At 39.1% G+C, this 14,466-nt stretch carries 12 protein-coding genes; 2 read left to right on the forward strand and 10 right to left on the reverse strand.

Annotated features, from left to right (window positions below):
• Positions 1–292: 292 nt before the first annotated feature.
• The 5 genes from AA0X95_RS16335 to AA0X95_RS16355 all read right to left on the reverse strand — a co-directional run bounded on the left by AA0X95_RS16335 (position 293) and on the right by AA0X95_RS16355 (position 5,957).
• Positions 293–946, reverse strand: a complete 654-nt coding sequence (locus AA0X95_RS16335; protein WP_413299616.1) for a vWA domain-containing protein — start codon at positions 944–946, stop codon at positions 293–295.
• A gap of 78 nt (positions 947–1,024) precedes the next feature.
• A complete protein-coding gene (locus AA0X95_RS16340; RefSeq protein ID WP_413299618.1) occupies positions 1,025–2,026 on the reverse strand; it encodes a macro domain-containing protein in 1,002 nt (333 codons plus the stop codon).
• A gap of 96 nt (positions 2,027–2,122) precedes the next feature.
• Positions 2,123–3,370, reverse strand: a complete 1,248-nt coding sequence (locus AA0X95_RS16345) for an OFA family MFS transporter (protein ID WP_413299620.1) — start codon at positions 3,368–3,370, stop codon at positions 2,123–2,125.
• Between the two features lie 149 nt (positions 3,371–3,519).
• The gene (locus tag AA0X95_RS16350) at positions 3,520–4,299 is read right to left on the reverse strand and encodes a LytR/AlgR family response regulator transcription factor (protein WP_413299622.1); all 780 of its coding nucleotides are present in this window, start codon (positions 4,297–4,299) and stop codon (positions 3,520–3,522) included.
• Positions 4,296–5,957, reverse strand: a complete 1,662-nt coding sequence (locus AA0X95_RS16355) for a LytS/YhcK type 5TM receptor domain-containing protein (protein WP_413299624.1) — start codon at positions 5,955–5,957, stop codon at positions 4,296–4,298. The genes AA0X95_RS16350 and AA0X95_RS16355 overlap by 4 nt, the downstream gene beginning before the upstream one ends.
• A 412-nt stretch (positions 5,958–6,369) precedes the next feature.
• Here AA0X95_RS16355 and ppsA point away from each other — a divergent pair, with 412 nt between their 5' ends.
• Positions 6,370–8,970 (forward strand): phosphoenolpyruvate synthase, encoded by a 2,601-nt coding sequence (gene ppsA / locus AA0X95_RS16360; protein WP_413299626.1) that lies wholly within the window; start codon positions 6,370–6,372, stop codon positions 8,968–8,970.
• A gap of 99 nt (positions 8,971–9,069) precedes the next feature.
• Here the strand turns inward: ppsA and AA0X95_RS16365 are convergent, their stop codons facing one another.
• Positions 9,070–9,795: a TIGR02206 family membrane protein gene (locus tag AA0X95_RS16365; RefSeq protein ID WP_413299628.1), complete on the reverse strand. Its 726-nt coding sequence runs from the start codon at positions 9,793–9,795 to the stop codon at positions 9,070–9,072.
• Between the two features lie 151 nt (positions 9,796–9,946).
• On the opposite strand from AA0X95_RS16365, the gene AA0X95_RS16370 reads away from it, so the two are divergent.
• Complete coding sequence (locus tag AA0X95_RS16370) at positions 9,947–10,168, forward strand: hypothetical protein (RefSeq protein WP_413299630.1); 222 nt, start codon at positions 9,947–9,949, stop codon at positions 10,166–10,168.
• An 83-nt stretch (positions 10,169–10,251) separates the two neighbouring features.
• Here AA0X95_RS16370 and AA0X95_RS16375 read toward each other — a convergent pair whose 3' ends face one another.
• The 4 genes from AA0X95_RS16375 to AA0X95_RS16390 form a co-directional block, all read right to left on the reverse strand.
• On the reverse strand, positions 10,252–11,574 hold the full coding sequence (locus AA0X95_RS16375) for an aspartate aminotransferase family protein (protein WP_413299631.1): 1,323 nt from the start codon (positions 11,572–11,574) through the stop codon (positions 10,252–10,254).
• Between the two features lie 62 nt (positions 11,575–11,636).
• Positions 11,637–12,494: an ABC transporter ATP-binding protein gene (locus tag AA0X95_RS16380; RefSeq protein WP_413299632.1), complete on the reverse strand. Its 858-nt coding sequence runs from the start codon at positions 12,492–12,494 to the stop codon at positions 11,637–11,639.
• Positions 12,495–13,292, reverse strand: coding sequence for an ABC transporter permease (locus tag AA0X95_RS16385; protein WP_413299634.1), 798 nt, complete (start codon positions 13,290–13,292; stop codon positions 12,495–12,497). It abuts the gene before it with no gap.
• A 143-nt stretch (positions 13,293–13,435) separates the two neighbouring features.
• A complete protein-coding gene (locus tag AA0X95_RS16390; protein ID WP_413299636.1) occupies positions 13,436–14,428 on the reverse strand; it encodes an aliphatic sulfonate ABC transporter substrate-binding protein in 993 nt (330 codons plus the stop codon).
• Positions 14,429–14,466: the final 38 nt, after the last annotated feature.

Below are 14,466 nucleotides of genomic sequence, written 5' to 3' on the forward strand. Positions count from 1 at the left end.
CCTTCATCCAACAGATGAAAGACATTTTTCATCTGAATCTATCTCTTTTTGTCCTTCATCCAACCGATGAAAGACATTTTTCATCTTTATCCATCTCCTATTGTACTTCATCCTCCCCTAAATTCATTGAGCCTGTCAAAAGTTGCAACAGGTCAAGACAAAGTTGACCTTAAATCCAGTAACCTTGTAAAAAGTTCCACTTTTATTAGGAAATTAAGTAAAGAGTATAATAACTTTTAACCAAATAAACACAAATAAGGAAGCACTTTTAATGCTTCCTTAAAATCTAAAACTATTCTTTCCTCATACGGCGATTATAATCCCTCTCAATGTCTTCTTTCCAGTTCCGTTCAATCTTTTTCCCGCTGCGAAGATTACTCACGGCTTCATTTACCGCTTCGTAATTTAATTGCGTGCCAACCTCGTCCGCGTGGTAATCTACTGCAAAGTCCTCTTCTATTCCAAATCTGGCAGCCGTTGTAACTGCATCAATATTAGCACCAAGGAACAGGAACTCCCAGCTATACTTATCCTTTTGATGCTGAACCATTTTTTTAATTTTATCAGCTGTAAACTCATGGCTGGCATTTTCCATTCCATCCGTTGTAATAACGAACAGTACCTTGTCTGCCTGCTCCTCTTCACTCGTCCTCTTTTGTACATTCACGATTTTTTGAATCGTAAAACCAATAGCATCTAATAAAGCAGTCGTGCCCCCTACTTCATAATCATCTTCTGTAATAGGAGAAATGCCTATTACATTGATTCGATCATGTAATAGGTCGTAATGGTGGTTGAATACTGCAGTAGTAACAATGGCTTCCCCCTCTGCTTTCTGCTGCTTCGCAAGCATGGCATTATAACCGCCAATGGTATCCGCCTCAAGACCCGCCATAGAGCCACTTTTATCTAAAATAAACACTAATTCAGTTTTATTCTTTTTCATAAATTTTCATCCTCCGTTCTTTGATAAACTAAGGATAACAATTTTTCAAAAAGAAAAGGTCGCTTCGAAAGCGACATTTCAGGCACCTAGTAATGGCTGATCAAAAGCGAATAACGCTTCATTGATTTCATGGATATTGTAGTTCGCCTGATGAATAAAGTACTCAATTATCACATCGAATTTACTGCTACGGGACAAAGTAAAACCTGCAGCAGACAACAACTCCATAGTTTCGTCAATACCTAACTGAAGTGCAATAGCTAATGCAACAGCCGTTTTCTTTTTTGGAGTATAATCAACACCATTTCGGATTTTTGAAAATAATCGTCTGTCAATATTGGCCCGTTTATACGTCTCCACATCCGTCATGCCTTTTTCATCAATAAAACGCAACAGCCTTTCAGAAAAAGACTCATCAAGTTGATCCAACAGGTTTACTAAGGAATACTCAGCTTCCTTAAATATCTCGTGTTGAAGGGATTCATCCTCCTGCAACTCTTCCAATACATATGGATCTTGTCTATTTCGATTAAAAGTGATAACTGCTTCATCTACATAATTCTCGTCGATATACTCATCAATGGATTGAAATAGTTTCTTGCTTATTCCGAACGAACTTTTATCAAAAACAACTAAATAAACAAACAGATCATGTTGTAATAAAAATGAACTAATGGTGGATATTGCTATCTGCAAGGCCTCTTCCTTCGGATAGCCATAAATGCCAGTTGAAATCAGTGGAAAGGCAATGGATTCACATTGATATTTTTTTGCTAGTTCCAAAGAGTTAGAATAGGATTTCTTTAACAAGGCTGCTTCCTGATTCGTGCCACCCTGCCAAATCGGTCCTGGCGTGTGAATGATGTATTTTGCATCCAGCTTAAACCCATCTGTAATAACGGCCTCTCCCACCTTGCAACTGCCGATTTGATCGCATGCCGCCTGCAGCTCACTGGCTCCCGCCGCACGAAAAATAGCTCCACATACACCGCCACCCTTTTGAAGTGATGTATTTGCGGCATTCACAATCGCATCTACCTTCATCTTCGTAATATCGTTACGAACAATTTCTAATGGCATAATTTTTCCCTTCCCCTATTTTATCGTTTAATTCTTAGGTCTATTATACCAAAGAAAAAAAGACCGAACATGCCGGCCTCTTTTTAAAGCATACTATTAACTTGCCCGTGTTTCAGGTGATAGGCTACGAACCTTCCCATGATTTCTTTTTTCCTTTGTTTTCTTATTACCATAATCCGGTGCTTTGATCGTCATCGCGATGAGTAGTGAGACAATGCTCAATACGGCAATAAGCTTAAATGTAGGTATGAAGCCACCTAAAGCAGAAGCAATAAATGATCCGGAAATGGCTCCAATTCCGAAGCCCTGATAAATGATTCCGTAGTTTTTGCTCTGATTTTTTAAGCCAAAGAAATCAGCTACAATAGCAGGAAATATTGTAATATTACCGCCAAAACAGAAGGCAATCCCCGCTACACAGGTAAAGAACAAGACATAATTCAGTTGGACAAAGCTTAATACAGTTACTGCTGCTGCGGTTACAAGAAGTGCGCCTGATACCACTCTTAAACGGCCCACTTTATCTGATAATGCCCCAAGAATGATGCGTCCGCTTGTATTAAAAATGGCTACTAAAGCCACAGCATTACTGGCTGTTTCAATATCAAGTCCTACCAATCTAACACCAATATCCTTAACAATCCCGATCAAGAATAGCCCACTCATGCACGCTGTGAAAAATATGACAAATAATAGATAAGCCTGTTTTGTTTTTAGCATTTCTTTAACAGTGAAATCTTTTTGGATGCTACCATCAAGGGTTTGCGGCTCTTGACTCATTTTTGCTTCACGTACAAGGAATGAACCACCGACAACCAAAATCATGACGATTAATCCCCAGTAAAAGAAGGCATGGGACACACCCACTGATTGGATGAGTGAACCGTTGATGAACTTGAATAACAAACTTCCCGTACCATACGCACCAACAGAAATTCCAGAAATAAGTCCTTTTCTCTCAGGAAACCACTTAATTAAGTTTGATAAGGACGTGATGTAAGCAGTACCGTCTGCTGCCCCAACAACTACACCTACTAAAATATAAAGCATCCACAATGACGAAACTTGAGAACTAAGGATTAATCCTCCTCCCAACACAAGCCCTGCACAACCAATTAAACGTCGAAGCCCCCATTTATCCTGTAGCTTCCCGGCAAACAAGGTAGAGAATGCCAAGGCGAAGCTGGTGATTGAAAAAGTAATAGCAACAGAATTTAACTTCCAATGAAAGAGTTCTACTAACGGCTGGTTAAACAAACTCCAAGTATAGATGGTACCTAATCCCATCTGTACAATTATAGTTCCTAACACTATCAGCCATCGACGATCTGTTGTTGATTTCATTGCGATCTCCTCTTTTCTTCCATAAAAAAAATGATAATGTTTAACATCAGAATCTTTATTTGATCGTGTTTACATCATCATCATAGCACCGAAAAAAAAGAAGAAACCGTTTTCAGAATGAGATGCCTATTATTCGGAATGAATGGCTGTTAAAGATGCATAATTTGTCGAAACGCTTTCACTTTGCTTCTGCTAACCGGAATTTCTACAGATTGGTCCTTCAGACGCAGCATGTAGGTTTGGTTAAACCATGGTACAATTTCACGGATTTTGGTCAAGTTGACCGTATATGAACGGTGACACCGAAAAAAAAGGTCCTCTGGTAAAAGGGAATCAAATTCAGTTATACTCATCGGCATAGTGTACTCCTCCTGTTGGGTATACACCAATGTAACTTTTTCACTAGCTATAGCGTAATAAATATCATTCACATCTGTTACGATAATTTTATCATTCTTTTTCAAATTGATCCGACTAGTGGTCTTCGAAGAGATTTCTCTTTGTTGTCCTTTAGAATTCAGAGGAGATTCGGGTTTTCTATCTACGAGAGTTGTTTCGGCTTGATCTCGTTTAAACGCAGATTCTAGCCGGTTTAGCATCGCGGCAATTCTCTTCTCGTCATAGGGCTTTAAAATGTAATCAAATGCTTCAAGTTCAAAGGCTTGTGCTGCATGCTCTTTGTAGGCAGTAGTAAAGACAATATAGGGCCTTTTTGTAAATTTACTGATGGTACTAGCTAACAACATGCCATTAAGAGACGGAATATTAATATCTAAAAAGATTACATCTGTTTCATGTTCCTGCAGAAATTTTAAAACATCTAAACCATCATCAAAAAAATGAGTCACTTTAATTTCACTATAGGATTCAACTAAATACTCCAGTTCTTCACGAGCTGGTATTTCATCTTCTACAATAATCGCTTTCATAGGTTCTCCTTTACCATATCAAAAAAAACTTCTGTTCCAGGTGACAGCCGGTGAATGACTAGTCCTTGGCCATAAATAAGTTTTACTCGCTGATGAACATTATACAACCCGATTTTGTTAGCCGGCACATCATCATGCAGCAACTGATGAATGACATCTTCACTTATTCCAGCTCCCGTATCTCTCACACTAATTCTTATTTTGTCTCCCAAATCCTTAACTGAAATGGTCACCACTCCTGGGCCTTTTATCGTTAAGATTCCATGGATAATGGCATTTTCAACTAAAGGCTGGATGAGCAGGCTCGGTATGTGGACATTCACATCGTCAATATCGTATTCCACCGTTAATCTACTGCCGAACCGTGCCTTCTCTATCTGCACATAATCACGAACTTGTTCTAATTCTTTATGAATATCAATCAATTCATCACTAACCTCTAAATTGTAACGCATATAACCAGAAAGATTGATAATCAATTCACGAGCCTTTTCTGGATTTTTACGTGTGGTGGAAGCAATCGCATTAAGTGCATTAAATAAAAAGTGCGGATTAATCTTCGTTTGAAGTGCCTTCAGTTCAGCCTTGTTCGCGGCTTCTTTAATCTGCTCAATGCGCGATACCTCCATAAGTGTGGAAATAATTTGTGATAGTCCGATGGCCATGGTTTGCAGTGAATGGGTCATTTTATAGGCTTTTCGATAATAGATTTTAAGTGTTCCTGTCACCTCACCATGTTCCTCAAAAGGAACAATTAAAAGGGAGTGAATTTGGGGTGTATGGTGATCCGCCACTTGATTACGAATAATGAATTTCCCACTGTGAATCGCCTCTTTAGTCAAATCACTTATGATTTCCTGGCCGATTGCATATCGTTCTTCTCCAAAGCCAACATAAGCGAGCACATTATGGGTATCTGTAATGGCAACTGCATCGGCCTTTATATCATTTTTAATAATACGGCAAATCTTCCTAAGGGAATCCGAGTTAATTGACCGAAAGTAAGGCATTGTCTTATTGGCAATTTCCAAAGCTAACTTTGCTTGTCTTGCTGCAATCAATTCCTTTTCACCTTCGACGCTCATCACAAGCAAAACAATAAGGCCAATGTTAACCTCTCCTGCAATCATCGGGAAGGCGATTTTAGAAACGATATCCAAACCTAGTTCAAATGGATTTGCCATCGTTAGAATCAGCACCATAGTCAACATTTCAGACAACATACCTGCTGCAATTCCATAAATCCAGCGTAAAGACCTTTTCACTCTTCGGTTAATATAACCCGATACAATCCCCGCAAAAATGCTAGTAATGAGACAGGGAATCGATGTGATTCCACCAATATCAATTAAATATCGATGGATTCCTGAAACAATACCGGTTATGATCCCTACCCATGGTCCAAACAATATTCCACCCGAAACGACAGCAATAATCCTGACATTCACAAGTGACCCTTCCACATTAATTCCTGAATACGTACCAAATATGGCAAATAAACAAAACACAAGTGTAATAACGACGCGCTCTGTAGGAGAATGGCGGTCTTTTTGAAGTGATTCCTTAAATTTCGGGATTCGTATCATAAAGAACAGGCAAATCAAAAGCAAAGCAGCCCGTTCAAATAAATGAATCAGCATTTCTAGTGATGTATTCATCTAAAGTTCCTCTCTATATTTCTAAAAACACCTCTATTTTGAAGATATCTATTTATTATTTCCACTTTTCTGCTTGAAATATATTTAACCATCAAGAATCTAATAAAAGGATGAAGACTGAGATATTTTTTTCACATACAAATTGTATGACGTTTCTAAAACACTCTAAAATACAAAACAGTGGGGAACGAATGCTCCCCACTGTTTAAAACGTTATTTAGCTGGTTTTTTCATTAAAGGTTGATATTCGCTAACAAATGTGGAACCGGGGCATCAGTTTACTGAAAGGAATTTTTGTACTCTTCCTAATTAAATTATAACATATAAAAAATGGTCAAAATAGACTGTTTATTCCCATTTACTACTGCTAAAATGCAATAGAACTTTAATGAGATTTGTTGGAGGGATATGGATGGGTTCATTGGCTCTCGGTTTTCAGGAAATAGAAAAAACACAACTTTTGCTCGTTGGCGGAAAAGGGTTAAATTTAGGTGAATTATCAAAAATTCAAGGAATACATGTGCCAGAAGGATTTTGCGTTACGACTGTAGGATATCGAAAAGCCATCGAACATAACGAAACGTTCCAAGCATTGTTGGATCAACTAACAATGCTAGAAGTAGAGGAACGGGATCAAATTGGAGAAATCTGCAGAGAGATTCGGCAAATAATCATGGAAGCTGAAATTCCTTCTGATGTGGTGACATCAGTTGTTGACTACCTCTCAAAGTTTGGCGATGAACATGCTTATGCCGTGCGTTCTAGTGCGACTGCGGAAGATTTACCGCATGCTTCTTTTGCTGGGCAACAAGACACCTATTTAAATATCATCGGTAAAGACGCCATCTTGGAGCACATCAGCAAATGTTGGGCTTCTCTATTTACAGATCGCGCAGTAATCTACCGTATGCAAAATGGATTTGACCACAGACAAGTGTATTTATCCGTTATCATCCAAAGAATGGTTTTCCCACAGGCTTCAGGGATTTTATTTACCGCTGATCCGATTACCTCAAACCGAAAAATCCTATCCATCGATGCCAGCTTTGGGCTTGGAGAAGCACTAGTCTCTGGCTTGGTATCTGCTGATTGTTATAAAGTACAGGAACAAAAAATCGTCGATAAGAAGATATCAACTAAAAAATTGGCTATCTTTGCACGAAAAGAAGGCGGAACATTGACCGAGCCGATCGAGCCTGATCAGCAAAAGAAACAAACACTTACTGACCAACAGATTTTACAACTCGCACGCATCGGAAGGCAGATTGAAGCTTATTTTGGTTTTCCACAAGATATAGAATGGTGTTTGGTTGATGAGAAATTTTATATCGTCCAGAGTCGCCCAATTACAACTTTATACCCTATCCCTGAAGCAAATGATCAAGAAAACCATGTATATGTATCTGTCGGCCATCAACAAATGATGACAGACCCCATGAAACCATTGGGATTATCTTTTTTCTTGTTAACGACTCCTGCACCTATGCGTAAAGCTGGTGGCAGGTTGTTTGTTGATGTCACAAGACAACTCGCTTCACCTGCCAGTCGAAACAATTTATTAAACGTTATGGGGCAACACGAACCGCTCATCACAGACGCTCTTAAGACCGTAGTCGAGCGAGGAAATTTTATAAAAATGTTGCCAGATGATAAACAAGCACCAAGTCTTAGTAGAAACAATCCAGATATGACGGCACAATTCGATAACGATCCGTCCATCGTTACTGATTTAATTAAGAGTAGTCAAACATCCGTAGAAGAGGTAAAACAAAACATTCAAACGAAATCAGGTTCACAAGTTTTTGAATTTATTTTAGAGGATCTTAAGGAATTAAAGAAGATTTTATTTAACCCACAAAGTTCCGCTGTCATTAGAGAAGCGATGAATGCTACATTATGGATCAATGAAAAAATGAACGAGTGGTTAGGTGAAAAAAACGCAGCAGACACACTTTCTCAATCTGTTCCAAACAATATTACTTCAGAAATGGGTCTAGCGTTAATGGATGTCGCAGATGTGATTCGTCCTTATGCGGAAGTCATCGATTATTTACAACATGTAAAAGATGATAACTTTTTGGAGAAAATCGTGAAGTTTGAAGGTGGAGAAAAAGTGCGAGATGCACTAATCACTTTTCTCGATAAATACGGAATGAGATGCGCCGGAGAAATTGATATGACGAGAAGTCGTTGGAGCGAAAAACCAACGACACTTGTCCCCTTGATTCTGGGTAACATCAAAAATTTTAAGCCGAATGCCAGCAAACAGAAATTTGAGCACGGACTACAGGTAGCTTTTAATAAAGAACACGAGTTATTAAATCGATTGAAGCAATTGCCTGAGGGTGAACAGAAAGCCAAAGAAACAAAACGAATGATCGACCTAATTCGGAATTTCATTGGCTATCGGGAATATCCAAAATACGGCATGATCAATCGTTACTTTGTTTATAAGCAGGCATTACTGAAAGAAGCCGAACAACTCGTACATGAGGGCGTTATTTTTGAAAAAGAAGACATATACTATCTCACTTTCGAAGAACTTCAGGAAGTCGTTCGCACAAATAAACTAGATTACCAGATCATCAGCAAGCGAATAGACGAGTACAAATTATATGAAAAACTAACTCCCCCACGTGTGATTACGTCGGATGGTGAAATCATTGCAGGTAAGTACAAAAGAGAAAATCTCCCATCCGGAGCGATTGTGGGTCTACCGGTTTCTTCTGGAGTGATAGAGGGACGCGCGCGTGTCATCTTAAACATGGAAGATGCTGATTTAGAAGATGGAGATATATTAGTCACCCCCTTTACTGACCCCAGCTGGACACCATTGTTTGTATCCATAAAAGGACTAGTCACCGAAGTTGGTGGACTGATGACCCATGGAGCAGTTATCGCACGTGAATATGGCCTACCTGCAGTTGTTGGAGTGGAAAATGCGACTAAACTGATAAAAGATGGGCAACGAATTCGAGTGCATGGAACAGAAGGGTTTATCGAAAAATTCTAAAGAGGAAAAAATGAAAAGGCTCAGTATAGTGAACTGAGCCTTTTTATTGCGGGTTTAGAGTCTCCATCCTTTTACTGCGCTATTATTGAATGTGTCAACTTAACCCGCTTCATTCACCCTTTTGCTTTTATTTTCAATCCTTTGTAAAATTCCCATTGGAATATAGGTAATCCCAAATACAATCAATGCAGCAATCTCTAGATTAATATAATACATAATTCCAGTTCCAAAGAATGTGAGAATGGTTTCTGATTCTGTTGGAGCAGCCAGGTAGAAAAAGTTCGTGTCAATCAGCTTATTCAAGATAAAGATTGGAACGGCAATAATGTTAGCGGTTACATAACTAAACAAAATAGCTTTCCTTGGAACCCTGTAACCTTGGTATAGGATAAAATACAATGCGGCTAACGGAAGAATTGAATGGTGAAGGAAATACTCGATATAGTGAAAATGTGGGAATGTGTAGACCATTTCTGGTGTAACCATAGCTAAAAATGGAGGAAGCGTACCGAAAAAATATAACAAATAAAACATTTTATTATTCTTTTTAAAAAATAAATACATTGCTAAAAAAGTACTCAGCGAACACAGCTGTAAAGGTAGATCACTCACGTCCCATTGATCGGTTAGAATTAGCCATAGATGCGAGGAAATCTCACAGGCCGGTAAAAGAATAAACAATGTCCATTTAATAATCTGCTGATAAAACTTACGTTTGTTTCTGAAATACACTAAAACACCACATGCTACAAAGAAGGCAACTAATGTCCAAATATGGGCAGAAGAAAATAACTCAAATCCCTGCATTCCTGTCACAGAAAACATGATGTTATCACCACCTCTCGCTGTTCGGTGAAATGCTGATATTTTAAGTGTATTCAGCAATAGAAAAAAATGGCACGAATTTAATTCGTTTCTAAGAAAGGTAACGTAAGTTTCATTCTTAGCATATAATCATGTTGGGTGGGTGAATGATATGGATAATAAACTAGAACAAGCATTTAAAATCAATTTTTTAAAAATCGGCACCATGACCAATACTGGAGCTTTACAAATTGGGGTCGGGGCTGGTAGAAAAAAACGAGGTCCTTCAGCCGGTTATACTACAATTGGAGAGAGCTTAGTGCAAGTTACAGCACCAACAGCACCTGCAGTTCCATTGCAAGCAGCAGTACGTGATTTTGCAAAGGGTTTGTAAAACAGTAATTATTACCACTTATTTCATTGAAATAAAAAAGGGGTCGCCTATTGGCGACCGAAATTAGATTTTCTTCCTATCCATTATTTTACTGTATGCATCAATGTTGCTTCATACTCCGTTAATGCTTCTTCAAACATTTGTAAACCAACATCAATTTGTTCCTTTGTAACGATTAACGGGGGAATCATTCTAATGACTTCACCATGATTCCCGCATAGATAGAATAAAACACCTTTCTCAAGCGCGAGATCAAGAATTTTTAACAATCCTTCCCCATTAGGTCCTCCCGATACTGGATCAATGATTTCAATACCAATCATTAAGCCAACAGCACGGATACTCCCAATCACAGGGTGTCGTTCCTTGATACGTTCTAGCTGCTGAACAGCGTAGCTCCCCATATTTCTAGTATTTTCAAGAAGGTTTTCCTCTTTCATCACTTCCAATGTAGCCAATGCAACGGAACAGGCAATGGGATTACCACCGAACGTTGTACCATGACTGCCCAGTGGCCATTGTTTCATTAATTCACTGGAAGCAACCGTCGCACTTAGTGGGAGACCATTGGCAATTCCTTTGGCAATCGCCATAATATCCGGGGTAACGTCAAAGGTTTGGGCCGCAAACCATTGACCTGTGCGGCCAAATCCAGTTTGAACCTCATCAAAGATGAGTAAAATATTATGTCGATCACAAATTTCACGAACCTTTTTTAACCAGCCCTTCGGTGGAACAACATATCCGCCCTCACCGAGAACAGGCTCTAAGATAACACAGGCGACTTCTTCCGGTGTTACTTGATGGCTAAATAAAGAGGCGAAATCTTTTTCTAATTTTTCTATGACATATTCTTCAGGGTTACTGCCTGCTGGACATTCTTTTACATTCGCATAGGGAATTTGATAGGTAAGACCTGATGGCTGGATAAATTTACGGTATTTGCTTTTAGATGTGGTCACACTTAATGCACCTAAAGAACGACCATGGAAACAACCCGTAAAAGAAATAACATACGGACGTTTCGTCACATATTTTGCTAGTTTAAGAGCGCCTTCGATTGCTTCCGTCCCACTATTGGCAAAGAAAAAGCAATCAAGGTCACCAGGTAAAATATCAGCAAGTTCATCAGCTAAACGTAAAATTGACTCATACATAATCACACCTGAAGGACCATGCATTAATCCATCTGCAGCATCTTTAATGGCCTGGACAACCTTCGGGTGACGATGTCCTACATTGGTAACAGCAATCCCTGACGTAAAATCAAGATATTTCTTTCCATCTACTCCAAAGTAATAGCAGCCTTCTTCTTTCACAACCGGTAGATTAGGATGATCCTTTGCCATGCTGGGTGCAAGTCGATTTGGCATATTTTTCACGAGGTGACCCCATTTTTTCTCCATACTTTAACCTCCAAATTCGTAATACTAATCTCTCGAAATTGTCATATTTTCGTGACGAACAGTTATTTAATCGCTTTTAAACTTTCATCTCGAATTAGAGACAATAATTCTTCTTTATATTCGGCGAACTCGATTGTAGCTTTCACACTGAAATCCCTTGGCCGCTCTAATGTGATTGGGATCTTTTTCTTTAAGCGTCCCGGTCTAGCGGTCATCACATACACGGAATCTGCTAAAAAGATTGATTCATCGACATCATGCGTAATAAATAAAATTGTCTTTTTGGACTCTTCCCATGCTTTTAGGAGCACTTCTTGCATAATGTTCCTTGTTTGGGCATCCAATGCCCCAAATGGTTCATCCATTAATAAGATTTTCGGGTCATTTGCCAACGCACGTGCAATCGCGACACGTTGTTTCATCCCGCCAGATAATTGAATCGGGAAGTGATTTTCAAATCCTTCTAATCCGATTAATTGCAAGTAGTGCTTGGCAATTTCGTCTCTTTCATTAGTTGAAACACCCTTTAGCTTTAACCCAAAGGTAATATTCTCTTTCACGGATAACCATGGAAATAGCGTGTACGATTGAAACACCATACCGCGATCAGGCCCAGGTCCATTGATTGCCTGCCCATCAAGGAGAACTTGTCCTGACGTTGCATCTTCTAAACCTGCGACAATCCGCAACACGGTTGACTTCCCACAGCCTGAAGGTCCTAGAATCGTGACGAATTCCCCTTCCTCAATCGAAAAAGAGGTTTTTTCTAATGCGGTTGTTTCTCCTTTTTTTGTTTTAAAGACTTTCCCTACCTCTTTAATTTCTAGCTTTGGGGTTCCTGTTATCGTAACATTCGATTCATTACGTTTTGGTACAACTATTTTTTCTCTTTCTTTAACTTTCAATTGAGGTGTAACCATCTAGAAACCATCCTTTCTCATCCAAGAAAACGAAGCCTTGTATATGGCTTTAAAGAGAATATCCGTAATCAGCCCTAGTAAACCAATAATCAAGATTCCCACAATGATTTTATCCGGCTGCAGAAAACGTGACGCCTGCATGATCATATATCCTAAACCGCTGGAAGCACCGACAATTTCAGCGACCACTAGATACGTCCATGCCCATCCAAAAGTAATTCTTAGCGTATCAACAATTCCTGGTAAGGAAGCAGGCAGTATAACCTTAGTGAACACCTGTGCCTTCTTTGCACCTAATGTGTAGGAAACATCTACTAAATCATTTTGAACATTTTTGGTTACGTCCATGATCATCAGAGTCAGCTGGAAAAACGTTCCTAAGAAAATGACACTCATCTTTTCTGTCTCTCCAAGACCAATCCAAAGAATAAGTAATGGAATGAAAGCTGATGCAGGCATATAGCGAATGAAACCGATAATCGGTTCAAATGCTCCTTCCATGATCCGCAGTGATCCCATTAAGATTCCTAAAGGGATTCCAATAATAGCAGCTGCCAGAAATCCGAAAAGAACCCTTGTAAAGCTGATACCAATATCAGAAAGAATCTCACCATTTACGAACAGATCAACTGCTGTAGCTAACACGGCAGTTGGAGTGGGTAAGAATAATGGATTAACAAACTGTCCGTAACTGAGTACAGACCAAATCAATAGAAAAATAATAAATGTTAAGAAGCCCGCTGACGTATAAAACATTTTTGGGATTTCTTTATTAGGAGTAAACAATTTTGCTATCATTTCATCTCACCTATTTTCTTATGCATTCTATTAACTTATTTGGAAAAAGCCTAACTGATGAGGGGGTAAAACGACTCATGAGTCAGGCTATTTATAGTGAATCTTACTATGAAAATTGCTAGTTAAGCCAATAGGCTTCCTTTTTACTTTTGGAAAGTTGGATTAATGACATCTTCTGCTTTTGGCTCGGTTTTAAGTAGTTTTTGATCTTTGTAAAACGAAATTGCATTTTCTGTTGACTGATAAATGGAACCTTTTGCGCTTTCAGTCCCAAATAATTTTTCGTTATCCTCTTTTGAAAAGAACTTCAAACCAGTTACAGTTCCTTCAAATTCTTTTACGTCGATTTTCAAACCTTTAGCCATAATTTCATTAGCTTCTTTTTCATGTTCTTTCCAGTATGTCATCGCTTCACCCATCGCCTTTACGAATGCTTTCACATCTTTCGGGCGGTTCTTGATCACATCTTCTTTAAAGCTGACAGTATCAACGATAATTCCAGATAAATCTTTGGTAGTTAACAATACCTTACCGTTTGCTTGTGCGCCTTTTGATAACCAAGGCTCCCATGTAACGGCAGCATCCACTTTACCCGCAGCAAAAGCAGCACCGGCATCGCCTGCAGACATCTGCACTACTTGAACATCTTTTTCTGTTAAGCCGCCTTGTTTTAGTGCTTGTAGTGCAAGCATATGGCTTGTCGAACCGACTTCAAATGCGACTGTTTTACCTTTTAAATCTTTGACACTATTAATTCCTTTTTTCACTAGGATGCCATCCCCGCCGAAGGAATCATCCAATAACCAAACCACTTGGACCGGGATTTCTGATGCAGCTAATGAAACTTGTACATCCAGCGCTGTTGCCATCCCATCGATTTTCCCACTTGCTAACGCTTGTTTACGTTCGCCTAATCCTTCTACAATGGAGAGGTCAACATCGATCCCATTCTTTTTGAAAAAGCCCTTTTCTTTCGCTAAAAATAACGGGCCATATCCTGTCCATGTCGGCAGTGTGACTCTCAATGGCTCAGACGACTTTCCATTCTCAGCAGTAGTTGCCGCGTCCTTTTTTCCACATGCGGCTAACGCGAATAACAACATCAACGAGCAAATTACTACTAACCATTTTTTCATCCATTATTCCCCCTTGTTTTTTTAAAAAATATCTCTTT

This window comes from Neobacillus phoenicis (genome assembly GCF_047302305.1).
Classification (GTDB): Bacteria; Bacillota; Bacilli; order Bacillales; family Cytobacillaceae; genus Neobacillus.

Bases quoted from the DNA above. Each gene is read 5' to 3' on its own strand.
- AA0X95_RS16355 (WP_413299624.1), bottom strand. From the start codon at position 5,957: ATGAATACATCACTAGAAATGCTGATTCATTTATTTGAACGGGCTGCT.
- AA0X95_RS16385 (WP_413299634.1), bottom strand. From the start codon at position 13,292: ATGATAGCAAAATTGTTTACTCCTAATAAAGAAATCCCAAAAATGTTT.
- AA0X95_RS16345 (WP_413299620.1), bottom strand. From the start codon at position 3,370: ATGAAATCAACAACAGATCGTCGATGGCTGATAGTGTTAGGAACTATA.
- AA0X95_RS16380 (WP_413299632.1), bottom strand. From the start codon at position 12,494: ATGGTTACACCTCAATTGAAAGTTAAAGAAAGAGAAAAAATAGTTGTA.
- AA0X95_RS16365 (WP_413299628.1), bottom strand. From the start codon at position 9,795: ATGTTTTCTGTGACAGGAATGCAGGGATTTGAGTTATTTTCTTCTGCC.
- AA0X95_RS16350 (WP_413299622.1), bottom strand. From the start codon at position 4,299: ATGAAAGCGATTATTGTAGAAGATGAAATACCAGCTCGTGAAGAACTG.
- AA0X95_RS16340 (WP_413299618.1), bottom strand. From the start codon at position 2,026: ATGCCATTAGAAATTGTTCGTAACGATATTACGAAGATGAAGGTAGAT.
- AA0X95_RS16370 (WP_413299630.1), top strand. From the start codon at position 9,947: ATGGATAATAAACTAGAACAAGCATTTAAAATCAATTTTTTAAAAATC.
- AA0X95_RS16335 (WP_413299616.1), bottom strand. From the start codon at position 946: ATGAAAAAGAATAAAACTGAATTAGTGTTTATTTTAGATAAAAGTGGC.
- AA0X95_RS16390 (WP_413299636.1), bottom strand. From the start codon at position 14,428: ATGAAAAAATGGTTAGTAGTAATTTGCTCGTTGATGTTGTTATTCGCG.
- ppsA (WP_413299626.1), top strand. From the start codon at position 6,370: ATGGGTTCATTGGCTCTCGGTTTTCAGGAAATAGAAAAAACACAACTT.
- AA0X95_RS16375 (WP_413299631.1), bottom strand. From the start codon at position 11,574: ATGGAGAAAAAATGGGGTCACCTCGTGAAAAATATGCCAAATCGACTT.